21 protein-coding genes are annotated in these 23,423 nt (G+C 66.9%); 14 read left to right on the forward strand and 7 right to left on the reverse strand.

Annotated elements, in window-relative coordinates:
* Positions 1 to 25: 25 nt before the first annotated feature.
* Positions 26 to 1,771 (reverse strand): bifunctional protein-serine/threonine kinase/phosphatase, encoded by a 1,746-nt coding sequence (locus tag AC07VS_RS20855; protein ID WP_494751922.1) that lies wholly within the window; start codon positions 1,769 to 1,771, stop codon positions 26 to 28.
* 329 nt (positions 1,772 to 2,100) lie between these two features.
* Here AC07VS_RS20855 and nirB point away from each other — a divergent pair, with 329 nt between their 5' ends.
* The 7 genes from nirB (at position 2,101) to AC07VS_RS20890 (ending at position 11,270) form a co-directional block, all read left to right on the forward strand.
* Positions 2,101 to 4,533, forward strand: a complete 2,433-nt coding sequence (nirB, locus tag AC07VS_RS20860; protein WP_494751843.1) for a nitrite reductase large subunit NirB — start codon at positions 2,101 to 2,103, stop codon at positions 4,531 to 4,533.
* 11 nt (positions 4,534 to 4,544) lie between these two features.
* Positions 4,545 to 5,333 (forward strand): type IV pili methyl-accepting chemotaxis transducer N-terminal domain-containing protein, encoded by a 789-nt coding sequence (locus AC07VS_RS20865; RefSeq protein ID WP_494658202.1) that lies wholly within the window; start codon positions 4,545 to 4,547, stop codon positions 5,331 to 5,333.
* Between the two features lie 12 nt (positions 5,334 to 5,345).
* Positions 5,346 to 5,744 (forward strand): nitrite reductase small subunit NirD, encoded by a 399-nt coding sequence (gene nirD, locus AC07VS_RS20870; RefSeq protein WP_492348080.1) that lies wholly within the window; start codon positions 5,346 to 5,348, stop codon positions 5,742 to 5,744.
* Positions 5,741 to 8,578 (forward strand): nitrate reductase, encoded by a 2,838-nt coding sequence (locus AC07VS_RS20875; RefSeq protein WP_494751844.1) that lies wholly within the window; start codon positions 5,741 to 5,743, stop codon positions 8,576 to 8,578. The genes nirD and AC07VS_RS20875 overlap by 4 nt, the downstream gene beginning before the upstream one ends.
* A gap of 125 nt (positions 8,579 to 8,703) precedes the next feature.
* Entirely contained in the window at positions 8,704 to 9,609 is a 906-nt protein-coding gene (gene ybiB / locus AC07VS_RS20880) for a DNA-binding protein YbiB (RefSeq protein ID WP_494658204.1), read from the forward strand.
* Positions 9,606 to 10,442: a uroporphyrinogen-III C-methyltransferase gene (cobA, locus tag AC07VS_RS20885; protein WP_492348077.1), complete on the forward strand. Its 837-nt coding sequence runs from the start codon at positions 9,606 to 9,608 to the stop codon at positions 10,440 to 10,442. Before ybiB ends, cobA begins: the two co-directional genes overlap by 4 nt.
* A gap of 117 nt (positions 10,443 to 10,559) precedes the next feature.
* Complete coding sequence (locus AC07VS_RS20890; protein WP_494751845.1) at positions 10,560 to 11,270, forward strand: type IV pili methyl-accepting chemotaxis transducer N-terminal domain-containing protein; 711 nt, start codon at positions 10,560 to 10,562, stop codon at positions 11,268 to 11,270.
* A 24-nt stretch (positions 11,271 to 11,294) separates the two neighbouring features.
* Here AC07VS_RS20890 and AC07VS_RS20895 read toward each other — a convergent pair whose 3' ends face one another.
* Entirely contained in the window at positions 11,295 to 11,717 is a 423-nt protein-coding gene (locus AC07VS_RS20895) for a DUF2752 domain-containing protein (protein WP_492348075.1), read from the reverse strand.
* The gene (locus AC07VS_RS20900; protein ID WP_494751846.1) at positions 11,717 to 12,286 is read right to left on the reverse strand and encodes a hypothetical protein; all 570 of its coding nucleotides are present in this window, start codon (positions 12,284 to 12,286) and stop codon (positions 11,717 to 11,719) included. The genes AC07VS_RS20895 and AC07VS_RS20900 overlap by 1 nt, the downstream gene beginning before the upstream one ends.
* Positions 12,287 to 12,437: 151 nt before the next feature.
* Between AC07VS_RS20900 and AC07VS_RS20905 the strand changes: the two genes are divergently transcribed.
* The 4 genes from AC07VS_RS20905 to AC07VS_RS20920 all read left to right on the forward strand — a co-directional run bounded on the left by AC07VS_RS20905 (position 12,438) and on the right by AC07VS_RS20920 (position 16,675).
* Positions 12,438 to 13,667: a BaiN/RdsA family NAD(P)/FAD-dependent oxidoreductase gene (locus AC07VS_RS20905; RefSeq protein ID WP_492348073.1), complete on the forward strand. Its 1,230-nt coding sequence runs from the start codon at positions 12,438 to 12,440 to the stop codon at positions 13,665 to 13,667.
* A 167-nt stretch (positions 13,668 to 13,834) separates the two neighbouring features.
* Positions 13,835 to 14,047, forward strand: coding sequence for a 30S ribosomal protein S21 (rpsU, locus tag AC07VS_RS20910; RefSeq protein WP_007833691.1), 213 nt, complete (start codon positions 13,835 to 13,837; stop codon positions 14,045 to 14,047).
* A 102-nt stretch (positions 14,048 to 14,149) separates the two neighbouring features.
* The gene (locus tag AC07VS_RS20915; protein WP_492348072.1) at positions 14,150 to 14,596 is read left to right on the forward strand and encodes a GatB/YqeY domain-containing protein; all 447 of its coding nucleotides are present in this window, start codon (positions 14,150 to 14,152) and stop codon (positions 14,594 to 14,596) included.
* A gap of 153 nt (positions 14,597 to 14,749) precedes the next feature.
* Positions 14,750 to 16,675, forward strand: coding sequence for a DUF6600 domain-containing protein (locus tag AC07VS_RS20920; protein WP_494751847.1), 1,926 nt, complete (start codon positions 14,750 to 14,752; stop codon positions 16,673 to 16,675).
* Between the two features lie 78 nt (positions 16,676 to 16,753).
* Here the strand turns inward: AC07VS_RS20920 and pmbA are convergent, their stop codons facing one another.
* Positions 16,754 to 18,133, reverse strand: coding sequence for a metalloprotease PmbA (gene pmbA / locus AC07VS_RS20925; RefSeq protein ID WP_494658209.1), 1,380 nt, complete (start codon positions 18,131 to 18,133; stop codon positions 16,754 to 16,756).
* 62 nt (positions 18,134 to 18,195) lie between these two features.
* Here pmbA and yjgA point away from each other — a divergent pair, with 62 nt between their 5' ends.
* On the forward strand, positions 18,196 to 18,858 hold the full coding sequence (yjgA, locus tag AC07VS_RS20930; protein WP_492348069.1) for a ribosome biogenesis factor YjgA: 663 nt from the start codon (positions 18,196 to 18,198) through the stop codon (positions 18,856 to 18,858).
* Positions 18,842 to 19,477 carry a molybdopterin adenylyltransferase gene (gene mog, locus AC07VS_RS20935; RefSeq protein WP_494751848.1) on the forward strand — a complete coding sequence of 212 codons (636 nt, stop codon included), beginning with the start codon at positions 18,842 to 18,844 and terminating at the stop codon, positions 19,475 to 19,477. The genes yjgA and mog overlap by 17 nt, the downstream gene beginning before the upstream one ends.
* Before the next feature lie 70 nt (positions 19,478 to 19,547).
* On the opposite strand, the gene cysE is transcribed toward mog, so the two are convergent.
* Both cysE and AC07VS_RS20945 read right to left on the reverse strand, forming a co-directional pair.
* Positions 19,548 to 20,321 carry a serine O-acetyltransferase gene (gene cysE, locus AC07VS_RS20940; RefSeq protein WP_492348067.1) on the reverse strand — a complete coding sequence of 258 codons (774 nt, stop codon included), beginning with the start codon at positions 20,319 to 20,321 and terminating at the stop codon, positions 19,548 to 19,550.
* 32 nt (positions 20,322 to 20,353) lie between these two features.
* The gene (locus AC07VS_RS20945; protein WP_494751849.1) at positions 20,354 to 21,082 is read right to left on the reverse strand and encodes an RNA methyltransferase; all 729 of its coding nucleotides are present in this window, start codon (positions 21,080 to 21,082) and stop codon (positions 20,354 to 20,356) included.
* A 169-nt stretch (positions 21,083 to 21,251) separates the two neighbouring features.
* Here AC07VS_RS20945 and AC07VS_RS20950 point away from each other — a divergent pair, with 169 nt between their 5' ends.
* Positions 21,252 to 22,196 (forward strand): inositol monophosphatase family protein, encoded by a 945-nt coding sequence (locus AC07VS_RS20950; protein ID WP_492348065.1) that lies wholly within the window; start codon positions 21,252 to 21,254, stop codon positions 22,194 to 22,196.
* Positions 22,197 to 22,272: 76 nt separating this feature from the next.
* Here the strand turns inward: AC07VS_RS20950 and AC07VS_RS20955 are convergent, their stop codons facing one another.
* Complete coding sequence (locus tag AC07VS_RS20955) at positions 22,273 to 23,397, reverse strand: response regulator (protein ID WP_492348064.1); 1,125 nt, start codon at positions 23,395 to 23,397, stop codon at positions 22,273 to 22,275.
* Positions 23,398 to 23,423: the final 26 nt, after the last annotated feature.

The following is a 23,423-nucleotide window of genomic DNA, read 5'->3' on the forward strand; positions in this document are numbered from 1 at the left end:
GGCAGATGCAAGTGTTTGGTGCGGCTCAGTGCGGCAGGAACAGCAGGCAATAAACCAGCGCTGCATTGAACAACACGCTGACCACCAGGGCGATTTTCCAGACCGCCGCAGGGTCGCGCTGGATCAAGGGCGTTGCCACCGGCGCACTCAGGGGGCGAGACGCACCGCGCTCCAGCGCCAGCAGCATCTCCTCGGCGGTCTCGAAGCGTTGTGCGCGCTGTCGCGCCACGGCCTTCAGGGCGACATGGTCGAGCCAGATCGGCACCTGGGGATTGTGCCGGCTGGGTGGCTGCGGATCGCGGTGGTAGCGCCCACTCTGGTAGGGCAGCACCTCGCCATACGGCAAGCGACCCAGGCTGAGCAGTTGATACAGCGTCACGCCCAGCGCATACAGGTCGCTGCCGGCATCGGGCAACTGCGCCTTGTGGCCCGCCTGGCCATGTCCGGCCCACTGCTCAGGGTTCATGTAGCTGGGTGTGCCGGCATGCAGCTCGCGCGTGGCCGCCGGCTCACGCCCGCTCAAGGCCACGCCCAGGTCCAGCAGGCGCAGCACGCCGTCGTCGCCCAGGTGCAGGTTGTCGGGCTTCACATCCCGGTGCACCACCCCTTGCCGGTGCAACACCGCCAGCGTGCGCAAGGCCTGGGTGACCAGGTTGAGCACCTGGGCCAGGGGCAGGGCCGCCTGCCGCTGCAGCAAGGCCCCCAGGGTCTCGCCGTCGTACCAGTCGTACAGCAAGTAAAAGCCGCTGGCCGAAGCCGCCCCTTGCGGTGGCCAGTCATGGAGCCGGGCCAGGTGTCCCGCGGCACTGCCGCCCTGCATGCGGCGCGCCACCCAAGCCTCGTGAGCCAGGGTCTGGCGCTCTTCGGGGTCGTGCGCACGCTGGGGGTGCAGCGACTTCAGGGCATAGCAGCGCTGCGTCAACGGATCGCGCACCTGGTAGAGACGGTGAATGCCGCTGTCAGCCACCAGCGCCAGCACCTCCAGCCCATCCACCCCATCGCCCACCTTGAGCAAAGGCAGCACCGGCTGTTGCAAGGCGTGGCGAGCCTCGTCCTGCAGCGTGGCTTCCAGCGCCCCCTGCACCCGCACCACCGCCGCCGTCAGGTTGTCGTCACTGCCGCTGCGCAGCGCGGCCTTGACCAGCGCCTCACACAGGGCCTGGGGCGCCAGCCCCTGCGCCAACAAGGCCAGGATGTCGCGACCCGGCAGGCTGCCATGCACCCCATCGGACAGCAGCACGAAGGTATCGCCACTTTGCAGATCGCCCTGGCTGTAATCGACCAGCAAACGATCCTCCAGCCCCACGGCCCGGGTCAGCTGGTGGGCGAAGTCGGTGTGCGGCATCACATGATCGACCGTGAGTTGCTGCATCTCGCCATCGCGCACCAGGTAGGCCCGGGTGTCGCCGACATGGGCCACGGTATAGGTCTGCCCGCGCAGCACCAGAGCGGTGAGCGTGGTCAGGCCCAGCGCGGGCTGACGGCGCCGGTTGATGCCCGCCAACCAAGCGTTCTGCGCGCTGATGACGCGGTCCAGGGCCACCGTGGTGTCCCAGGTTTCGGGGGTACCGAAATAGTCGCGCACCAGCGTCGTCACGGTGGTCTGAGCCGCCTCGCGGCCAAAGCCCCCGGTGCTCACGCCGTCGGCAATCGCGGCAATCGCCCCACGGGCCTGCTCGTGACCCTGGCCACTGACCAGGGCCGCGAAATCCTCGTTCTCGGACTTGCGTCCAGGCAGCGAGACAAAACCAAATTCGAGATCAAAACTCATGCACCAGCGGAAAGCAGGTTCCATGCCCGAAGCTGGTGCGCTGTGCTGCCCATCCAGCACCTGTCCGGGTGGTGCACCGCACCAATTTCGCGCACCAGGGCGCTTCGCAGCCCCAGCGGGCGCCGTTCGCCCTGGCACAGCCATTGCTTGACACCCCCAACGGCCTCAGGGCCGCCGGGTGGATCCCTTGCAATGGCGCAGGGGTCGACCCGGGACGAAGGCGTCCCCACATGCAGTCTCGCACCCCCGAGGCCGCATCGTGTGGACGCCTTTTTTGTTTTCCGGACCGACTGGCTCGCCAGCCCGGCCCCAAGCGACGGAGCATGACGATGAAAAAACTCAAGCTGGTGATGGTCGGCAATGGCATGGCCGGTGTGCGCACGATCGAAGAGCTGCTGAAGATCGACCCCTCGCTGTACGAGATCACGATCTTCGGTGCCGAGCCGCACCCCAACTACAACCGCATCCTGTTGTCGCCTGTTCTGGCAGGTGAGCAGACGCTGGAGGAAATCGTCCTCAACCCCTACGACTGGTACCGGGACAACGACATCACCCTGCACACCGGCAAGAAGGTGGTGCAGATCGACCGCATCCGGCGTGTGGTACGGGCCGATGACGGCACCGAGGCGGCCTACGACCGCCTGCTGCTGTGCACAGGCTCCACCCCCTTCATGCTCCCGGTTCCGGGCAAGGACTTGCAGGGCGTGATTGCCTACCGCGATATCCACGACACCAACACCATGATCGAAACCGCCACCACGCACCGCCATGCAGTGGTCATCGGCGGCGGCCTGCTGGGCCTGGAAGCGGCCAACGGCCTGATGCTGCGCGGCATGAGCGTGACGGTGGTGCATGTGAACGCCTGGCTGATGGAACGCCAGCTCGACGACGTGGCTGGCCGGCTGCTGCAGAAGTCGCTGGAGCAACGCGGCCTGCAGTTCCGCATCGGTGCCCAGACCCAGGCCCTGATCGGCGGCGCCGACGGTCGCGTCCAGGCCGTGCGCTTCAAGGACGGCAGCGAGGTGGCGGCCGATCTGGTGGTGATGGCCGTGGGGATCCGGCCCAACACCGAGTTGGCCGAACAGGCCGGCCTGCTGGTGAACCGGGGCATCGTGGTCAGCGACACGATGCAGACCGTGACCGACCCCCGCATCTGGTCGGTGGGCGAGTGCGCCGCCCACCGGGGCACCGCCTACGGACTGGTGGCACCGCTGTTCGAACAGGCCAAGGTGGCAGCCAACCACCTGGCCGAGTTCGGCATCGCGCGCTACCAGGGCTCACTCACCTCGACCAAACTCAAGGTGACCGGCATCGATCTGTTCTCGGCCGGCGAGTTCATGGGCGGCGAAGGCACCGAGGAAATCGTGATGAGCGACCCCTATGCCGGGGTCTACAAAAAGCTGGTCATCAAGAACGACAAGCTGATCGGCGCCTGCCTGTATGGCGACACGGTGGACGGCAGTTGGTATTTCAAGCTGTTGCGCGATGGCCGCAGCGTGGCCGACATCCGCGACAAGCTGATGTTCGGTGAGTCCAACATCGGCGATGTGGGCCACGAAGGCCACAGCAAGGCGGCGGCCATGCCCGACGAGGCCGAGGTCTGCGGCTGCAACGGCGTCAGCAAGGGGGCCATTTGCAAGGCCATCAAGGAAAAAGGCCTGTTCACGCTCGAAGAGGTGCGCAAACACACCAAGGCCAGCGCCAGCTGCGGCTCGTGCACCGGCCTGGTCGAGCAACTGCTGATGTTCACGGCGGGCGGCGACTACTCGGCCACCCCCAAGACCAAAGCCATGTGCGGCTGCACCGAGCACGGCCATCAGGCCGTGCGCGAGGCCATCGTGAAAGACAAGCTGCTGACGATTGCCGACGTGTTCCGCGTCATGGACTGGAAGACCCCCAACGGCTGCGCGAGCTGCCGCCCTGCAGTCAACTACTACCTGATCAGCAGCTGGCCCAAAGAGGCTCGCGACGACCCGCAAAGCCGCTTCATCAACGAACGCAGCCACGCCAACATCCAGAAGGACGGCAGCTACAGCGTGATCCCGCGCATGTGGGGTGGCGAAACCACGGCCGATGAGCTGCGCCGCATTGCCGACGTGGTCGACAAGTACAAGATCCCCACCGTCAAGGTGACCGGCGGCCAGCGCATCGACCTGCTGGGCGTGAAGAAGGAAGACCTGGTCAACGTCTGGAAAGACATCGGCATGCCCAGCGGCCACGCCTATGCCAAGGCCTTGCGCACCGTGAAGACCTGCGTGGGCAGTGAGTGGTGCCGCATGGGCACCCAGGACAGCACCCAGATGGGCAAGGACCTGGAGCGTGCCATGTGGCGCATGTATGCCCCGCACAAGGTCAAGTTTGCCGTCTCGGGCTGCCCGCGCAATTGCGCCGAAGCCGGCATCAAGGACGTGGGCATCATCGGTGTGGACAGCGGCTGGGAGATGTACATCGCCGGCAATGGCGGCATCAAGACCGAGGTGGCGCACTTCTTCACCAAACTCAAGACCGCTGCCGAGGTGCTCGAATACACGGGCGCCTTCATGCAGCTCTACCGCGAAGAAGGCTGGTACCTGGAGCGCACCGTGCACTACGTGGGCCGGGTCGGTCTGGACCACGTGAAAAAACGCATCCTGGACGATGCCGCCGGCCGCCTGGCTCTGTGGGAGCGCCTGCAATTTGCCCTCGACGGCGAACCCGACCCTTGGTTCGAGTTCGATCGCGCCGAGGTGGACACCCGCCAATTCAACGCCCTCAAGGCCTGAAACCCCACCGGATGAACACCATGGCTCTGCAACGCCGACACCTGCTGGGCCTGGCCGCCTGCTGGGCGAGCCTCGCCCGGGCCCAGGTCGATCTGGCCGATGCCATCAACATGGCGGGGCGCCAGCGCATGCTCTCGCAGCGCATGGTCAAGGCCTGGCTGGCCCTGGCCGCCCAGGCGCCCACACCCACGGCTCAGCAAGTGTTGAGCCAGTCGATGGCCTTGTTCGAGCGCCAGCATGAACAACTCAAGGCCTACGCGCCCAGCACGCCGATCCGCAACACCTATGCGGCCCTGGATCCGGCCTGGCAGGCCTTGCGCGACGCGCTGTCTGCCCCACCCGAGGCCCGCCGGGCCAATGCCCTGCTGCAAGCCGATGCCCAGGTCCTGGCGCTGGCCCAGCAAGGCACCGCCCAGCTCGAAGCGACCTCGACCCGCCCCGCCGGCCCCCTGGTGAACCTGGCCGGGCGCCAACGCATGTTGTCGCAGCGACTGGCCAAGTTCTACCTGGCCGGCGTGCTGCAGGTCGACCCGGCCGCCGCGGCCACCGAAATGGCCCGGGCCCGCAGCGAATTCCTGCAGGCGCAAGACACCCTGCACAAAGCCCCCGAAACCTCTGCCCGCATCGCCGATGAACTGGCACTGGCAGACGGCCAGTGGGTGTTCTTTGACGCTGCACTGAAAAAAATCAGCTCGGCCACCCCTGGCAGCAAGCCGCTGTCGGAGCTGTTCGTGGCGAGCGAAAACCTGCTCTCGGTGATGGACCGCGTCACCGGGTTGTATGCGGCCCTCAGGGCCTGAACGGAGAACAAGATGAGCCTCTGGAAACCCATCTGCCGCGTGGACGAGATTCCCGCACTGGGCGCACGCCGCGTAAGCCGCGATCATGGCCTAGAGGTGGCGCTGTTCCGCAACGACCAAGACGAGGTCTTCGCGTTGCTCGATCGTTGCCCCCACAAGGGCGGCCCGCTGTCACAGGGCATCGTCTTCGGCCGCAGCGTGGCCTGCCCGTTGCACAACTGGACCATCGGGCTGGCCGATGGCCAGGCCCAGGCCCCCGACGTGGGTTGCACGCCGCGTTTCGCCGTGCTGGTGCAAGACGGGCTGGTCCACCTCGATACCGAGGAACTGCTGCACCATGCCACCGAGCTGCAGCGCCCCCAGGCAGGCCCGGCCTGCCGTCAACCCCTGGACGGAGGCCCGCAGCCATGACCCCAGTCCCCCAGGCGCTCCTCCAGGAAACCCGCTCCACCTGCCCGTACTGCGGCGTGGGTTGTGGCGTGATCATCGAAACCCGGGGCCAGGCCATCACCGGCGTGCGCGGCGACCCGGCCCACCCGGCCAACTTCGGCCGCCTGTGCACCAAGGGCTCCACCCTGCACCTCACGGCCAGCGCCGACATCACCCGCCAGACCCGCCTGCTGCAACCGCTGCAGCGCCTGGAGCGGCGTGGCCCGACCCAGCCCCTGGCCTGGGATGCCGCCCTGGACCTGGCGGCCGACCGTCTCAGCCGCATCGTGCGCGAACACGGGCCGGACGCCCTGGGCTTCTACCTGTCGGGCCAGTTGCTGACCGAGGACTACTACGTCTTCAACAAGCTGGCCAAGGGCCTGTTGGGCACCAACAACCTCGACACCAACTCACGCCTGTGCATGAGCAGCGCCGTGGCCGGCTACAAGGCCACCCTGGGAGCCGATGCCCCACCGGCCAGCTATGCCGATTTCGACCACGCCGACTGCCTCTTCATCGCCGGCAGCAACACCGCCTGGGCCCACCCGATCGCGTTCCGCCGCATCGAAGACGCCAAGCGCGCCCGCCCCGGGCTGAAGATCGTGGTGGTCGACCCGCGGCGCACCGACACCGTCGAACTGGCCGACCTGCACCTGGCCATCCAGCCGGGCACGGACGTGATGCTGTTCCACGGCATGCTGCACATCATGCTGTGGGAGGGCTGGACGCAGCCGGCCTACATCGCCGCCCACACCAGCGGCTTCGAAGCGCTGAAGACCCTGGTGCGCGACTGCACACCCGAGCGGGTGGCCCAGGTCTGCGGCATTGCGCCGCAAGACCTGCACGAGGCCGCCCGCCTGTTCGCCACCTCGCCAGCCACGCTGAGCCTCTACTGCCAAGGCCTGAACCAGTCCAGCAGCGGCACCGCCAAGAACGCCGCCCTGATCAACCTGCACCTGGCCACCGGCCAGATCGGACGCCCGGGGGCGGCCCCGTTCTCACTGACCGGCCAGCCCAATGCCATGGGCGGACGCGAGGTGGGCGGCCTGGCCAATCTGCTGAGCGCGCACCGCGACATGGCCAACCCGCAGCACCGCGCCGAAGTCGCGGCCCACTGGGGCGTGGAGCAGGTGCCCGCCACCCCGGGCAAGAGCGCGGTCGAGATGTTCGAGGCCGCCGCCGACGGCCAGATCAAGGCCTTGTGGATCGCCTGCACCAACCCCGCCCAATCGATGCCGGACCAGGCCACGGTGCGCCGCGCCCTGCAGCGCGCCGAATTCGTGGTGCTGCAGGAGGCTTTTGCCACCACCGCCACCGCCGAATTCGCCGACCTGCTGCTGCCCGCCACCACCTGGGGCGAAAAACTGGGCACCGTGACCAACAGCGAGCGCCGCATCAGCCGCGTGCGCGCCGCCCTGCCCCCGGCCGGCGAGGCCCGTCACGACTGGGCCATCGGCGTGCAGCTGGCCCAGCGCCTGGAAGCCCGGCTGCGCCCTGGCCAGGCCACGCTGTTCCCCTACCCCACGGAAGCGCCGGAGGCCGGGGTGCAAGCCATCTGGTGCGAACACCGCGAATCGACCCGGGGCCGCGACCTGGACATCACGGGTCTGAGCTACGAGCTGCTCGACAGCCTGGGTCCCCAGCAATGGCCCATGCCCGCCGGGGCGCCGGCCGGCAAGGTCCGGCTGTACGAAGATGGCGTGTTCCCCACCCCCGATGGCCGGGCCCGTTTCAGCGCCACCCCTTACCAGCCGGTGGCCGAAAGCCGCGATGCGCGCTACCCGTTCTCGCTCAACACCGGCCGCCTGCGTGACCAGTGGCACGGCATGAGCCGCACCGGCACCCTGGGCCGCTTGTTCGGCCACGTGCCCGAGCCCGCGATTCAACTCCATCCCCAAGACATGTCCCGCCGCCAGTGGCAGGAGGGCGATCTGGTGACGGTGCAATCACGGCGTGGCGCCATCGTGCTGCCCGTGCAGGCCAGCAGCGAGGTCGGGCTCAACCAGGCCTACATCGCCATGCATTGGGGCGCCGAATTTCTGAGCGGCTGCTCGGCCACGGGCGAGCCGCTGGCCGGCGTCAACGCGCTGATGCCCAGCACCTTCTGCCCAAGCTCCAAGCAGCCCGAACTCAAACACGCGGCCGTGCGCATCAGCAAGGCGGAGCTGCCCTGGTCCCTGGTGGCCATGGCCTGGTTGCCGACCGGCGAGGCCCTTGCGGCGCGCGAGAAGCTGAAGCCCCTGATGGGCGCCTTTGCCTTCAGCACCTGCGTCCCCTTTGGCCGGGCGGATGCGCTGGGCGGTACCACGGCGCCCACCACCGGCGTGCTGTTCCGGGCCGCTGCGCCCGAGGCCCCCCCCGCCGAAGTGCTGGTGCAGATCGAAACCCTGTTGGGCCTGCAAAACGAAGACTCGCTGAACTACGTCGATCTGCGGCGCGGCCAGCGCCGCACCGTGCGGGTGGAGCCCCAGGGTGACGACACCCGCATCACCGGCCTGCTGCTGGGTGGCGACACCCGCGCCGAAGTGTGGCTGCGCACGCTGCTGCAGGAGGACCTGCCCGCGCGGGCCTATGGGCGGCTGCTGTTGCTGCCCGGCGCCGAAGCGCCGGTGGCCGTGGTGAGCAAAGGGCGAACCGTGTGCAGTTGCGTGGGGGTGACCGACCAGGCCATCGAGGCCGCGCTGGCGGGCTGCCAGGGCCAGGAGGAGGAGCGACTGGGCCAGCTTCAGGGAGCGCTGAAATGTGGCACGAATTGTGGTTCATGTGTGCCGGAGCTCAAGCGCATGGTGCGATTGATCAAGCCGGTGACGGGCTGAGACCCATCCAGGTGTGGCGATGCAGAAGCCGCACCAAAGTTGGGCATATAGCGGAAAGTCAGAAGGCTTCAGGGACAATGCGCGGCTCTGTTTCAACAGACCTTCCAAAACAAGCAGACCACGACATGGCAATCAGTCAGTACATCAAGGAAATTGGCCGCGGCAAAGAGGGTGCACGCCCCCTGAGCCGGGAGCAGGCGGCCGACCTCATGGGCCAGGTGCTGGACGGCACGGTGACCGATCTGGAAATCGGCGCGTTCTGCCTGGCCATGCGCATCAAGGGTGAATCCCCCGAAGAGATGGCCGGGTTTCTCGATGCCACCCACGCCCGCATGACCCGCATGCCCCCCACCCTCAAACCGATCGTGGTGCTGCCCAGTTACAACGGTGCGCGCAAGCTGCCCGTGCTCACGCCGCTGCTGGCCTTGCTGCTGGCGCGCCGGGGCGCCAGTGTGCTGGTGCATGGCACCCCGACCGAAGAGGCCCGCGTGCCGGCCGCCGCGGTGCTGTCGGCCCTCGGCACCCCGTCGCTGGTGGCCGTGCGCCCCCTCAAGGCTGGCGAACTGGTCTACGCACCCACCGGCCTGTTGCTGCCGGGCCTGAAGCGACTGCTGGAGGTGCGCCGGGCCGTGGGTTTGCGCAATTCAGCACACAGCATGGTCAAGCTGATGAGCCCTTGCCAGGGCCCGAGTGTGCTGGTCAGCAGCTACACCCACCCGGAGTACGCCGAGTCCATGGCGGCCACGCTGGCGCTGACCGGTCAGCGCGCCCTGCTGCTGCGCGGCACCGAGGGCGAGGTGGTGGCCGACCCGCGCCGCACCCCCGAGATGACCGCCTACATGGAAGGCCAGGCCTACCCCTGGCAAGCGGCCCAGCAGGGCCCCTTGGCCACCCTGCCCGAGTTGCCCCGTGACATCAGCGCGGCCTCCACCGCCAACTACATTCAACTGGTGCTGGCAGGCAAGCTGCCGGTACCCACCCCCATCGCACGCCAGGTCGAACACATCCTGCGCCTTGTGGAGCACCCATGACCAACACCCTCACCCCGGACCCCCGGTCCTCATCGGCCCGACAAGGCCATTGCACCCTGGTGGGCGCCGGCCCGGGCGACCCCGAACTGCTCACACTCAAGGCCGTCAAAGCGCTGCAGCGTGCCACCGTGTTGCTGGTGGACGACCTGGTCAGCGACGAGATCGTGGCCCTGGCCTCGCCGCAGGCCCGCGTGGTCTATGTGGGCAAGCGCGGCGGCTGCAAGTCGACCCCGCAGGCCTTCATCGAGAAGCTGATGATCACGGCGGTGCACGAAGGCGAGCAGGTGGTGCGTCTCAAAGGAGGCGACCCCTTCATCTTTGGCCGTGGCGGCGAAGAAGTCGAGCACCTGCGTGCCGCCGGCATCGAGGTCAGCGTGGTCAACGGCATCACCTCGGGCCTGGCCGCCGTGACCTCGCTGGGCGTGCCCCTGACCCACCGCGAGCATGCCCACGGGGTAGTGTTCGTCACCGGCCACGCCAAGCCCGGCGACAGCGGTACCGACTGGCCCGCACTGGCGGCCACCGCCCACAGCGCCCGCCTCACGCTGGTGATCTACATGGGCGTGAGCGGGGCCGAGCGCATTCAGCAAGAGCTGCTGCAAGGCCTGCCCGGCCACACCCCGGTGGCCATCGTGCAACGGGCCAGCCTGCCCACGCAGCGCCATGCCATCACCACGCTGGCGCAGTTGTGCCACACGCTGCAGACCGAACAGTTGGGCAGCCCTTCGGTGATCGTGGTGGGTGACGTGATCGGTGGGGTGCATGCCCTGAGCACCAGCCCCTCAGTGCCCGCCGACGTCGACGCCATGCGCGAGCGCACCGGCACGCTTTGAGAACGACGGACACGTCCAGGACCGACCGGGAGAGGCACCAGGACTGACTTGGCGCTGACAATTCTGGCCCGGCATTTGCTTCGTTTCAGGCGTGTTCACCAGGGAAAGAGAGTCCACATGACTGCATTGGCACGACACCCGGCCTCGGCCTACCCGCAGGCCCTGCCCAGGGGCATCGGCGCGGCCAGCCAACCCAGGGAAGGCGACATCTCCCTGGTCAACATGGCCGCCCGCCAACGCATGTTGTCGCAGCGCATGATCCTGCAGACCGTGCTGGCCGCCCAAGGCCATGCCGGACAACTGGCCGCCGCGCGCAAATCGCTGGAACTGTTCACCACCAGCCAGCAACACCTGCGTGAAACCGGCCGTGCGCTGCCCGCCGAGCAGGCCCAGGTCATTCTGCGGGCCTACGAGGGCCCCAACGGTGCAGGGCAGACCATCGACACCTTCATCGCGCAACTCCGGACCACCCAGGACCAGATCGAGCGACAAGACCACCGGGTGAGCGAGACCCTGGCCTCGCTGGTGGACAGCACCGATCAGGTGCTCGATGCCCTGAACCGGGCAACCACCGCCTTCGACCAGGTCACGGCCGCCCAATCGCAGGCCATGATGCGCGAACTGACCGGCATCGTGGCCTCGATCCAGACCGTGGCCCGGGAAGCCAAGGTGGTGAGCTTCAATGCCCAGGTCATGGCGGCACGGGCTGGCCAGCACGGCCGCGAATTCGCCGTGGTGGCCAACGTGCTGTCAGGCATCACGGCCGAAATCGACGGCCTGTCGCTCAAGGCCGTGTCCCTGGCCGGGCGGCAAGGCGTCAAGCATTGAGATTGAAGCCCTGCGGGCGCAGGTTCACCCGCCCGCAAAACCGCCCGCAACCCAGGCGCCTGCCAAGCCACACCCAACCCGCCAACCCCACTCGGCCAGCCAGAACACCACGCCGGCCCCCAACAGCCGCCGTTCCAGCCGGCTCCAGGCTTGGCGCCCTCCCTGAGGGGCCAGCCTGCGCCAACCCAGCATCAGCCAGGCCCCCAGCAGCAGCGGCAACAGCCCGGGCTGAGCCTGCCAGGCGCCAGACCAGTCGCCCTGGCCCAGGGCGTGGACCAGGTGCGTGCCCCCACACAGCGGGCATGGGCAACCCGTGAGGGCCTTGAAAGCACAGACCGGCAAGGCCTCGCCATGCAACAGCACCTGGCTCAAGCCACCAGCCACCGGCCACGCCCCCAGCCAGAGCAGGCCGGGCGCCCACCGCTGCAGACCCGCTTCAAAAGTCATCACAGCGCCAGGATCACCCGGGGATCCCCCGACAACTGACGCGCCATGTGATACGCCCCCAGGTAGGCCAGGGGCAGCGTCAGGACCACGCCCACCCCGCACAGCAGCGCCCCGATGCCGGCCAGTACCGAGATCAGGAAGCTGCAGATCAAGGCCATGAACAGGTTGGGCCGAAGCTGGCTCCAGGCCGTCTTGATCGCCTGGATGGCGTCCTTCTCGCCCTCGGCCACTTCATGCAGCGCCAGGGGCACCAGCGGCAGCAGCAGCAGGCCCGGCAGCACACAGAAACAAAAGCCCACAGCCACCAGGATGCCGGCCAGCAGGGCCGCCAGCAAGGCAGGCCCGAAGTCGTCGAAGCCCCTGAACACATCGGTGAAGCTGACGGGCTGCCCGGCCTCCTCGGCACGCATCATGCGCATGTAGCCCACCATCAAAGGGCCGGTCAGCAAGCCGAAAAACAGGTTGCCGATGGCCGTGACCAGCACCGTGGCCACGATGTGGGTGAGCATGTTCTTGCGGTACTGGGCCCAGGCCGCGCCCAGGCAGTCGCCGATGTTCAGAGTCGCCATGAAGTTCCCTCCGGTTTTTGAGATGTAGATCCCCATTCTCCTGATCGCCGCCCGCTTGCCAAGCGCCTTCACGCGGCCCTGCGGCACCTGGCTGACGATAATCAAGCCTTTTGCCGCGGGGTGAGCACCCCGTGTTGCCCTGGAGCCTGGTTTGAATGTCGATGCCGTGATTGTGGGAGCCGGGGCCGCCGGCCTGTTTTGTGCCGGCGTGGCCGCGCAGCGCGGGCTGCGCGTGCTGCTGGTGGACCATGCCGAGAAGGTGGCCGAGAAAATCCGCATCTCAGGTGGCGGCCGCTGCAACTTCACCAACCGCGAAGCCAGCCCGGCCAACTTCCTGGGCGCCAACCCGCACTTCTGCCGCAGCGCCCTGAGCCGCTTCACCCCGCAAGACTTTGTCGCCCTGGTCAAACGCCACGACATCCCTTTCCACGAAAAGCACAAGGGCCAGCTGTTCTGCGATCGCTCGGCCGAGGACATCATCCAGATGCTGTTGCGCGAATGCGAGGCGGGGGCTGCTGGTGGCAGCGTCACCCGCTGGCAAGGCTGTGGCGTGAAGGCCGTGCGCTGCACCGAAGGCAGCACGGGCACCGTCTACGAGATCGACACCGATCAGGGCACGGTGCGCAGCCCCAGCCTGGTGATGGCCACGGGTGGCCTGTCCATCCCCAAGATCGGCGCCACCGATTTCGGCTACCGGGTGGCCCGCCAGTTCGGCCTGCGCCTGGTCGAACAGCGACCGGGCCTGGTGCCCCTCACCTTTGACGGTGCCGCCTGGCAACCGTATGCCCAGTTGGCCGGGCTGGCCCTGCCGGTGGCCATGGAGACGGGCAGCAAGAAGAGCCGCGGGCATTTTCTGGAAGACCTGCTGTTCACCCACCGCGGCCTGTCAGGCCCGGCGGTGTTGCAGATTTCAAGCTACTGGCAGGCCGGCACGCCCATCCGCATCAACCTGATGCCCGAGTTGGACCTGCCCGAAACCCTGGCCCGCGCCAAGGCCGTGTCGCGCAAGCTGCTGGTCAATGAACTGGCGCACAGCCTGCCCAGCCGACTGGCCGAGGCCTGGGTGCAGCAGGACCCGGCCCTGCAGCGGCCTTGCAACGAGGTGACCGACAAGGCCCTGCACACCCTGACCGAGCGCCTGTCGCGCTGGGAGCTGATCCCCACCGGCACCGAAGGCTACAAAAAGGCCGAGGTCACCCTGGGTGGCGTGGACACGCGCGATCTGTCGCAGCAGACCCTGGAATCCAAGCAGCCCGGCCTGTATTTCATTGGCGAGGTGGTGGATGTGACGGGCTGGCTGGGGGGCTACAACTTCCAGTGGGCCTGGGCCAGCGCGCATGCCTGCGCCCAGGGCCTGGCGGCCCGGGCGGGGCTGATGTGAGCGCTGTCTGAGGCCTGGATGCACAAAAATCTTGTTTGCGCAAGCCAGAACGCTATAATCGCAGGCTTTGCTGGCAAATGCCCCGCCGGCCTGATCAATTTTTTAGGCGGGGAACCTCGCTTGTGGGCCCGATCTTCCCCGAGCACCTCATTGGAAAACATTACGTAATGACCACCATCCGTGTTAAAGAAAACGAGCCCTTCGACGTCGCACTGCGTCGTTTCAAGCGCACCATCGAAAAACTGGGTCTGCTGACCGACTTGCGCGCCCGCGAGTTCTATGAAAAGCCGACCGCTGAACGCAAGCGCAAGAAGGCTGCTGCCGTGAAGCGCCACTACAAGCGCGTTCGCAGCATGCAACTGCCCAAGAAGCTGTACTGATCGCAGCCCGCCTGCTGGTTCACAGCAGTCGACACAACCCGCGCTCGGGACGCCAGGCGCGGGTTTTTGCATTCTGAAACCCAATTTCGAACGGAGAACACCATGTCCCTCAAGGAACAGATCACCGAAGACATGAAGGCCGCCATGCGCGCCAAGGACTCGGAGCGCCTGGGCACGATCCGCCTGTTGCAGGCCGCGATCAAGCAGCGCGAGGTCGACGAGCGCATCACCCTGGACGACGTTGGCGTGGTGGCCATCGTCGACAAACTGATCAAGCAGCGCAAGGACTCGATTGCCGCCTTCGAGCAGGCCGCCCGCCAGGATCTGGCCGACAAGGAGTCGGCAGAACTCAAGGTGCTGCAGGCCTACCTGCCGGCCCGCCTGAGCGCCGAGGAGGTCACCGCCGAAGTCAAGGCCATCGTGGCCGAGCTGGGCGCCTCCGGCCCAGGCGACATGGGCAAGGTCATGGGCGCGGTCAAGACCCGCCTGGCCGGCAAAGCCGACATGGGCTTGGTCTCTGCCGCCGTGAAGGCCGCCCTGGCAGGCTGAGCCTCCCGGCCCTCACCAGCAAGCCACCCGCATTCGAGGATGCGGGTGGCTTTTTTGCGCCCTTTTTTTGTGAGCAATTGCAGCCGCCTGCCCCGGCGCGTTGACCTTTTGGGGGGCTGGCGCGTTAATCCGCCAACACCTGACGAGATCACCATGTTCTTCAAGCCCTCCTCCCCACCCGGCCAGGCCTTCACCTGGGCCCGCCGCACCCGACAGGCCTGCCAGGGCTTGGTTCTGGGCCTGACCCTGATCGGTGGCCTGGCCCTGGCCCAGATCGCACCGGGCCGCGTGGGTTACCTGAACCTGATCGAAGGCGTGGTGCAGACCGGCCAAACCAACACACCGGACGCCGAGATGGCGCTCTACAACCAGCCCCTGACCCGTGGCAACCGCCTGATTCCAGCCCCAGGGGCCCGGCTCGACATGAGCACGGGCACCAGCAGCTGGCGCATGGAAGGCCCGGGCCAGCTCGACATCACCCAGCTCGACGACCAGACCACCCAGATGCAACTGCGGCAGGGCCGTCTGGCCCTGAGGGTGCGCCAAATGGTGGCTGGAGAGCGCATCGAGATCGACACCCCCAACCTGGCCGTGCTGGTACAGCAGCCCGGCGATTACCGCCTGGACGTGAGCCTGGAACAAGGCAACACCCGGGTCAACGTGCAGCAAGGCAGCCTGGTGGCCTACGGCGAGAACGGCGCCAGCCAGCCCCTGCCACAGGGCTTGCAATGGAGTTTCGGCGGGCGCCTGCTGGCGCAGCTGCAAACGCCCCTGGTGTTGCGGCCGGACGGATTTGACCAATGGGTGGCACAACGCAACCAGATCGAAGACCAATCGCAGGCCGCGCGCTACCTGCCGCGCGAGGTCATCGGCTACCAGCAACTGGATGGCTGGGGCGAATGGCGCACCGACCCGACCTGGGGCACGGTGTGGTACCCGACCGTCACCGTGAGCGACTGGGCGCCTTACCGCTACGGGCGTTGGGAATGGATCGAACCCTGGGGCTGGACCTGGATCGACGACGCCCCCTGGGGTTTCGCCCCTTTCCACTACGGCCGCTGGGTGCAGACCGGGCCGCGCTGGTGCTGGGTGCCCGAACGCTACGAACGCAACCGCCGCCCAAGCTATGCCCCGGCCCTGGTGGGGTTTCTGGGCACCCCGCAGGCAGGCTCGCGCCCTCAGGTGCGGCATCCGGACGTGGGTTGGGTACCCTTGGCCCCAGGTGAGGCTTGGCAGCCCGCCTGGGGGGCCGGCCGCCCTGGCTCGGTCGGCAGCCTGCCACGCCCAGGCAGCTACCTGAACCAGCAACGCCCGGACGCCATCACCCACCAGGCGCAAGGGGGCAAGCCGGTGTGGTCTCAGCACCCGGCGGGCGGGACTGCCTCGGGCGGATCGGGCTTCCAGGCTCAACCGCAGCCGCCACAGCCACTGCCGCGCCCTCAAGTGCAGCTTGTGCCCGAGCGACCGAGCGACCACCCCTTCGTGGGCACAGGCGCGAGCAACACCCCATGGCAGGGCCGGGAGAGCGAGCGCCGCCCCAACATGAGCCCTGCGCCCGCGCTGCAAACCAGCCCTGCGCCCGCGGGCCAGCCCATGGGCCGCCCCGGCGTCGTGCAGCAGGTGAGCCCGGTGCCCAACAACGCCCCCCGCACCGAGGCTGACCGGCAGTGGCGCGAGGCGCAGCAACGCGAACAGCAAGAGCAGGCCCAGCGCCAGTTTCAGCAGCAAGCCCAGCAGCAACTGCAAATGCAGCAACAACAACAGCAACAACAGGCCGAAGCAGAGCGCCAACGCCAGGCCCTGCAACAACAGCAGCACCAGCAGTTCCAGATGCAGCAGCAAATGCAGCAGCAGCAGTTGCAACAACAGCAACGAGAACAGGCACTGCGCGAACAGCAGATGCGGGAACAGATCCAGCTCCAGCAGCAACAGCAACAGCAACAACAGCAGCGTCAGCCCTCGTCAGCACCGCGCGAAAACCGCGAGAACCTGGTGCGACCGGGGATTCAGATCAACGGCGGCGGCCGGCTTGGCGCGCCGGTCTCCGAGCGCCCCGAAGTGCGCAGCAACACCCAGTGAGGCCTTCGCGCCCACGAAAAAATGCCCCAGGCGCTTGGCGCGCCAGGGGCATTGGGACAACTCAGGCCAGGGCCAGGCTCAGCTGCCTGCCACCTTCATGCGGTTGATCAGCACCGAGCCGACAGTTTTGGCCCCATAGGTGTAGGCATCGGCCCCGATGGCCTCGATGCCCTTGAACATGTCCTTGAGGTTGCCCGCGATGGTGATCTCCTGCACCGGGAAGGCGATGCGGCCGTTCTCGACCCAGAAGCCGCTGGCACCGCGCGAGTAGTCACCGGTCACGTAGTTCACGCCTTGGCCCATCAGCTCGGTCACGAACAGGCCCGTGCCCAGCTTCTGCAGCATCGCGTCCAGATCATCACCGGCGCGGGTCAGGCGCGAACGCAGCGTCAGGTTGTGCGAGCCACCGGCATGGCCCGTGGTCCGCATGCCCAGCTTGCGGGCCGAGTAGCTGGTCAGAAAATACCCCTGCACGCTGCCCGCATCCACCACCTTGCGGGCGCCGACCTTCACCCCCTCCTCATCGAAGGGCGAGCTGCCCTTGCCGCGCAGCACAAAGGGATCCTCCAGCACGTCGATGTGCTTGGGAAACACCCTTTTGCCCAGCGAGTCGAGCAAGAAGGTGCTCTTGCGGTACAGCGCACCGCCGCTCACGGCTTGCACAAAGCTGCCCAGCAGGCCAGCGGCCAGCGGTGACTCGAACAGCACCGGGCACTGGGTGGTGGCGATCTTGCGTGACTTGAGGCGACTCAGGGCACGCTGGGCCGCATAGCGCCCCACGGCCTCGGGGCTGGCCAGATCGTCGGCACAGCGCTGCGAGCTGTACCAGGCGTCGCGCTGCATGTCGGCGTTCTTGCCGGGCAGCGAAGCAATCGGTGCCACCGACAGGCTGTGACGCGAGCTGGCGTAGCCGCCGCGAAACCCATGGGTGTGGGCGCTGAAGAAATGCGACTGCTGGGCCGATACACCCGCCCCCTCGCTGTTGGTGATGCGCCGGCTGGTGGCCAAGGCGGCGGCTTCGCAGACCTGGGCCAGGCTGACGGCCTGCTCGGCATTCAGCACCCAGGGGTGGAACAGGTCCAGATCGGGCTGCTCGGTGACGATGTCGGCCTCATCGGGCAAGCCGGCGCAAGGGTCTTCGGCGGTGAAGCGGGCGATGTCGTAGGCGGCCTGCACGGTCTGCAGGATGGCCCCCTCCGAGAAATCGGAGGTGCTGGCATTGCCTCGCCGATGCCCCAGGTAGACAGTCACACCCAGCGACTTGTCGCGGTTGCGTTCGACGTTTTCAAGTTCGCCCTTGCGCACGCTGACACTGAGCCCGCAGCCCTCGGAGGCCTCCGCGCCAGCGTCGGTGGCACCGAGCTTGAGCGCATGCGCCAAGGCGGTATCCACCAAGTATTCAAAGGTTTCTCGGGGGTAGCTGAAGCCGCTGGCGGCCATTGTCTGGGGTTTCTTCATAGCGGAAGCTATGATACTTGCCGCTCAGGGCCCGTGTGGCCCTCACCCCAGATACCCCCAACATGTCACGCAAACCCAAAAAAGGCTACTACGTCCGTGGCCAGTTCGTTGCCGAAGGCAGCGAACTGGACCTCCAGCTCAAGGCTGAGCTGAAAGGCACCGATGAAGCCAGCAAAACCGATCTCAAACGCGAAAGCACCGCACTGCAAAAGCTGGGTGAAGACCTGCTCACGCTGCGCGCCGACCTGATGGAGAAGCTGCCGCTGTCCGACAAGCTGGTCGATGCCCTGGCCGAGGCCAAGCGCATCACCAACTTCGAAGGCAAACGGCGCCAGATGCAGTTCGTCGGCAAGCTGATGCGCCTGCTCGATGCCGACACGGTCGACGCCGTCAAGGCCGCGCTCGAAGTGCAACGCAAGGGCTCGGCGGCCGACACGGCCGCCCTGCACCTGGCCGAGCAATGGCGCGACCGCCTGATCGGCACCGAAGAGGCGCTGGGCGTCTGGATGGACCAACATCCCGACACCGACACCCAGCAGTTGCGCGCCCTGATCCGCCAGGCCCGCAAGGACGCGCCCCCCGCAGACAAGGCCGCCGTGTCGCAAGGCCTGGCCCCACGCCAGAGCCGCGCCTACCGCGAGCTGTTCCGCCTGGTCCGGCGCCACCTGAACCCCGAGGCCTTCGAGGCCGAAGAAGCCGACAACGCCGATGAGCACGACGACTGAAGCCCCGGGTGCCTGCACCCTGCCTCCGGCCGAGCCCGTGCGCATCGGCATCGTCTCGATCAGTGACCGGGCCTCCAGCGGCGTCTACCAGGACAAGGGCCTGCCGGCCCTGCAGGACTGGCTGAGCCAGGCACTGCACAATCCGATCCAGTTCGAGCCCCGGCTGATCCCTGATGAACAGGCCACCATCAGCGCCATCCTGACCGCCCTGGTCGACGTGGCCCGCTGCGACCTGGTGCTGACCACCGGCGGTACCGGCCCGGCGCTGCGTGACGTCACCCCCGAAGCCACGCTGGCCGTGGCCCACAAGGAGATGCCCGGCTTTGGCGAGCAGATGCGCCAGATCAGCCTGCGCTTTGTGCCCACGGCCATCCTGTCGCGTCAGGTGGCGGTGATCCGGCACCAGAGCCTGATCATCAACCTGCCGGGCCAGCCCAAGGCGATCCAGGAAACGCTGGAAGGCCTCAAGGGCAGCGATGGCAGCACGCTGGTGCCCGGCATCTTTGCCGCCGTGCCCTACTGCATCGACCTGATCGGCGGCCCCTACCTCGAGACCCGCGACGAGGTCTGCAAAGCCTTCCGACCGAAGACGGCGCAGCGCCCACCGCGCCAGGCCTGAATCTGCCGCGCCCGCAAAAAAGCGACCCGAGGGTCGCTTTTTCTTTGGGCTGCCCGTAGCAGCCCCAGGCTCACTTGCCGACCAGGTCGTTGAGCTTGGCCGCCTCAAAGCATTCACTGCGCTGGGCGTCCTTGGGCACGCAGTCCCCCGGTGCCGGACGGCTGCTGAGCTTTTCGATGGCCTGCCACAGCAGCGCGATCTGGTGCTCTTGCGACGAGGCGCTGGTGATCAGGCCCTTGAGCGCCTGGCTCACCGGGTCGTCCTCCAGGGTGACGCCGTAGGCCGAGAACTTGGCCCGCTCGGGGGTGGCGTCGGCACTGGCGCCCTCTTTGGAGGGCAGGATGCGCGCCGGAATGCCCACCGCCGTGGCGCCGGCCGGCACCGGCTTGATGACCACCGCATTGCTGCCGATCTTGGCGCCGTCGCCCACCACAAAGCCCCCCAGCACCTTGGCACCGGCACTCACCACCACATCCTTGCCCAGGGTGGGATGGCGCTTGGCGCCTTTGTACAGCGAGGTGCCGCCCAGCGTCACACCCTGGTAAATGGTGCAGCCGTCACCGATCTCAGCGGTCTCACCCACCACCACGCCCATGGCATGGTCGAAGAACACCCGCTGCCCCAGCTTGGCGCCCGGGTGGATCTCGATGCCGGTCAGAAAACGCGCCACATGCGAGATGAAGCGCCCCAGCCACTTGAGGCCATGCGTCCAGCACCAATGGGCCGGCCGATGCAGCACCACGGCATGCAGCCCCGGGTAACAGGTGATCACCTCCCAGGTGCTGCGCGCGGCAGGGTCGCGGTCAAGAATGCACTGGATGTCGGATCGGAGGCGGGAGAACATGACTTGAAGATGTATCGATATGAGTTGACAGTCTATCGGCTGCTGCGAGCGGCGGTTTCGATCATGGCCTTGGCAACACCTCTGAGGATGTGGATTTCCTCCTGGGTGAGATCAGCGCGGTTGAAAAGCTGGTTCAGGCGCGGCATCAGCTTCTTGGGCGCCGCCGGGTCCAGAAAGCCGATGTCGACCAGCGCCCGCTCCCAATGCCCGAGCATGCCGGCCACCTGCTGGGCATCGGCCGGGCGCACCGGCGCGGTCGCCGATTGCAGCTCAAAGCCGCCCAGAGCCTGACGCCATTCATAGGCAATCACCTGGATGGCCGCGCCCAGATTGAGCGAGCCGAAATCCGGGTGGGTCGGAATGCTCAGGCAGGTGTGGCAACGGTACACATCGTCGTTGTGCATGCCAAAGCGCTCCGACCCAAACAGAAAGGCCACCGCCTGCGACGGGTCCTGCGACAGCTCAGCGAAGTGGGGGCGCGGCGCCTTGAGCGGCGGGCCGAAGTCGCGCGGGGTCATGGCGGTGGCGCACAGGTGGGTCACGCCATCCAGGGCCTCATCCAGGGTCTGCACCACGCGGGCCCGGTTCAGCACGTCTTCGGCGCCGCTGGCACGCTGGATGGTCTCTTCACGCTGAAGCACGTCGGGCCAACGCGGCGCCACCAGCACCAGGTCATCAAAACCCATCACTTTCATGGCGCGGGCAGCCGCGCCGACATTGCCGGCATGGCTGGTCTGGATCAGGATAAATCGGGTTTTCATGGGCTTGACACAGGGTCTCTGAGACAGGGGGCTGGCGCGCGGGGAGCAACGGCGGGTAAAATCCCGCTATTGTCGCCTCCCGCATCGCCGGCGAGGTTCAGTTCCCGCCCCACAAGACCAGGCTGATCCGCCTGGACGGGCAGGCCTCCCACGCTCTTCCTCACAATTCATGTCATCCAACCTGCACCCCATGCTCAACGTGGCCATCAAGGCCGCACGCGCCGCTGGCGCCATCATCAACCGCGCGGCACTCGATGTCGAATCCGTGCGCATCTCGCAAAAGCAGGTGAATGACTTTGTGACGGAAGTCGATCAGGCGGCCGAAAACATCATCATCGAGACCCTTCTCACGGCCTACCCGGGCCACGGCATCCTGGCCGAAGAATCGGGTCAGGCGCACGGCGCCAAAGACTCTGAGTTCGTCTGGATCATCGATCCGCTCGACGGCACCACCAATTTCATCCACGGTTTTCCGGTGTACTGCGTCAGCATTGCGCTGGCCGTGCGCGGCAAGATCGAACAAGCCGTCATCTACGACCCCAGCCGCAACGACCTGTTCACTGCCACCAAGGGCCGTGGCGCTTACCTCAATGAACGCCGCATCCGGGTCAGCAAGCGCACCCGCCTGGGCGAGTCGCTGATCTCCACCGGCTTCCCCTTCCGCCCTGGCGACAACTTCAAGGCCTACCTGGCCATGATGGCCGACATCATGCCCCGCACCGCCGGCCTGCGCCGCCCCGGCGCCGCCGCCCTGGACCTGGCCTACGTGGCCGCTGGTTTCTGCGACGGCTTCTTCGAAACCGGTCTGTCGCCCTGGGACATCGCTGCCGGCTCGCTGCTGGTGACCGAAGCCGGTGGCCTGATCGGCAATTTCACCGGTGAAGCCGACTTTCTGGAACAAAAAGAATGCCTGGCCGGCAACCCGCGCATCTACGGTCAGCTGGTCACGATCCTGGGCAAATACAGCAAGTTTGCCGGTGCCGGTGAAAAGGCCGCCGTGCGTCAGGCCCTGGGCCAGGACAGCGGCGCGGCCGACAGCAGCGAAGCCGACACTGCCGACACCCCGGCCGACGGTGCCGCCCCCGCCACCGCACAGGGCGACGCCCCGTTCTAAGAGCCTGCTCAAAGTCAGCCTCGGCCCGTGCGAGACCTTGAACAGGCTCCTAGGGCCCGGTGACCGGCGATGCCGCTCAGTCGGCGTAGCGCAAGGCAATGACGCGGAAATCGTCGGCAATCTCAATGAATGCGTCGACGATGTCCGGATCGAAGTGCTGGCCACGTCCCTGCACGACGATCTGGCAGGCCTGCTCATGTGAGAACGCGGGTTTGTAGACCCGCTTGCTGATCAGCGCGTCATAGACGTCGGCCACCGCCATCAGGCGGGCCGACACCGGAATCGCATCCCCTGCCAAGCCCTTTGGGTAGCCCGAGCCGTCCCATTTCTCCTGGTGGCCGTAGGCAATCTCTTTGGCAAAGGTCAAAAACTTCACCTTGATGCCCAGGCGCCGTTCTGCTTCTTCGATGGCGTCGCGCCCGATCTCGGGGTGGCGCTTCATGACCTCGAACTCCTCCACCGTGAGCTTGCCAGGCTTGAGCAGGATCGAATCCGGAATCCCCACCTTGCCGATGTCGTGCAAAGGCGCCGATTTGTAGAGCAATTCGATGTTGCGCTCGCTGAGCACCGCCTCAAAGCGCGGGTGCTCGCGCAAGCGCTCGGCCAGGGCCTTCACATACAACTGCGTACGCCGGATGTGGTTGCCCGTCTCGCTGTCGCGGGTTTCGGCCAGGGCCGCCATCACCATGATGGTCACATCCTGGATGGCCTGCACCTCCAGGGTGCGCAGGGCCACCTCTTGCTGCAGGTAGTCGCTCTTGCTGCGCAGAAAATCAGCGGTGGCCTTGAGCGCCAGATGCGTCTGCACCCGGGCCAGCAGAATCGGTGGGCTGATCGGCTTGGTGATGTAGTCCACCGCCCCCAACGCCAGGCCCTGGGCCTCGTCGGCCACATCGGCGCGCGCAGTCAGGAAGATCACCGGAATGTCACGGGTGGCGGGGTCGGCCTTGAGGCGGCGACACACCTCGTAGCCATCCATGCCGGGCATCATGATGTCGAGCAGGATCAGGTCGGGGGTCGGCGACTGGGCTGCGATGCGCAGGCCCTTTTCACCCTGGTTGGCCACCTTCACCCGGTAATGGTCCTTGAGCAGCGAGCTCATCAGGCTGAGGTTGTCGGCCAGATCATCCACCACCAGCACGGTGGCGATCGGCTTGTCGACCAGCAAGGACACATCAGCAGACACGGGAACGGCGGCCATCAGATTCACCCTGTAAAAAGGCCCGC

It is taken from the genome of Curvibacter sp. GW821-FHT01G03, assembly GCF_059422285.1.

What these genes read in the sequence shown, in the direction of transcription:
- AC07VS_RS20855 (WP_494751922.1), bottom strand. Translation starts at nt 1,771, where the DNA reads ATGAGTTTTGATCTCGAATTTGGTTTTGTCTCGCTGCCTGGACGCAAG.
- nirB (WP_494751843.1), top strand. Translation starts at nt 2,101, where the DNA reads ATGAAAAAACTCAAGCTGGTGATGGTCGGCAATGGCATGGCCGGTGTG.
- AC07VS_RS20865 (WP_494658202.1), top strand. Translation starts at nt 4,545, where the DNA reads ATGAACACCATGGCTCTGCAACGCCGACACCTGCTGGGCCTGGCCGCC.
- nirD (WP_492348080.1), top strand. Translation starts at nt 5,346, where the DNA reads ATGAGCCTCTGGAAACCCATCTGCCGCGTGGACGAGATTCCCGCACTG.
- AC07VS_RS20875 (WP_494751844.1), top strand. Translation starts at nt 5,741, where the DNA reads ATGACCCCAGTCCCCCAGGCGCTCCTCCAGGAAACCCGCTCCACCTGC.
- ybiB (WP_494658204.1), top strand. Translation starts at nt 8,704, where the DNA reads ATGGCAATCAGTCAGTACATCAAGGAAATTGGCCGCGGCAAAGAGGGT.
- cobA (WP_492348077.1), top strand. Translation starts at nt 9,606, where the DNA reads ATGACCAACACCCTCACCCCGGACCCCCGGTCCTCATCGGCCCGACAA.
- AC07VS_RS20890 (WP_494751845.1), top strand. Translation starts at nt 10,560, where the DNA reads ATGACTGCATTGGCACGACACCCGGCCTCGGCCTACCCGCAGGCCCTG.
- AC07VS_RS20895 (WP_492348075.1), bottom strand. Translation starts at nt 11,717, where the DNA reads ATGACTTTTGAAGCGGGTCTGCAGCGGTGGGCGCCCGGCCTGCTCTGG.
- AC07VS_RS20900 (WP_494751846.1), bottom strand. Translation starts at nt 12,286, where the DNA reads ATGGCGACTCTGAACATCGGCGACTGCCTGGGCGCGGCCTGGGCCCAG.
- rpsU (WP_007833691.1), top strand. Translation starts at nt 13,835, where the DNA reads ATGACCACCATCCGTGTTAAAGAAAACGAGCCCTTCGACGTCGCACTG.
- AC07VS_RS20915 (WP_492348072.1), top strand. Translation starts at nt 14,150, where the DNA reads ATGTCCCTCAAGGAACAGATCACCGAAGACATGAAGGCCGCCATGCGC.
- AC07VS_RS20920 (WP_494751847.1), top strand. Translation starts at nt 14,750, where the DNA reads ATGTTCTTCAAGCCCTCCTCCCCACCCGGCCAGGCCTTCACCTGGGCC.
- pmbA (WP_494658209.1), bottom strand. Translation starts at nt 18,133, where the DNA reads ATGAAGAAACCCCAGACAATGGCCGCCAGCGGCTTCAGCTACCCCCGA.
- yjgA (WP_492348069.1), top strand. Translation starts at nt 18,196, where the DNA reads ATGTCACGCAAACCCAAAAAAGGCTACTACGTCCGTGGCCAGTTCGTT.
- mog (WP_494751848.1), top strand. Translation starts at nt 18,842, where the DNA reads ATGAGCACGACGACTGAAGCCCCGGGTGCCTGCACCCTGCCTCCGGCC.
- cysE (WP_492348067.1), bottom strand. Translation starts at nt 20,321, where the DNA reads ATGTTCTCCCGCCTCCGATCCGACATCCAGTGCATTCTTGACCGCGAC.
- AC07VS_RS20945 (WP_494751849.1), bottom strand. Translation starts at nt 21,082, where the DNA reads ATGAAAACCCGATTTATCCTGATCCAGACCAGCCATGCCGGCAATGTC.
- AC07VS_RS20950 (WP_492348065.1), top strand. Translation starts at nt 21,252, where the DNA reads ATGTCATCCAACCTGCACCCCATGCTCAACGTGGCCATCAAGGCCGCA.
- AC07VS_RS20955 (WP_492348064.1), bottom strand. Translation starts at nt 23,397, where the DNA reads ATGGCCGCCGTTCCCGTGTCTGCTGATGTGTCCTTGCTGGTCGACAAG.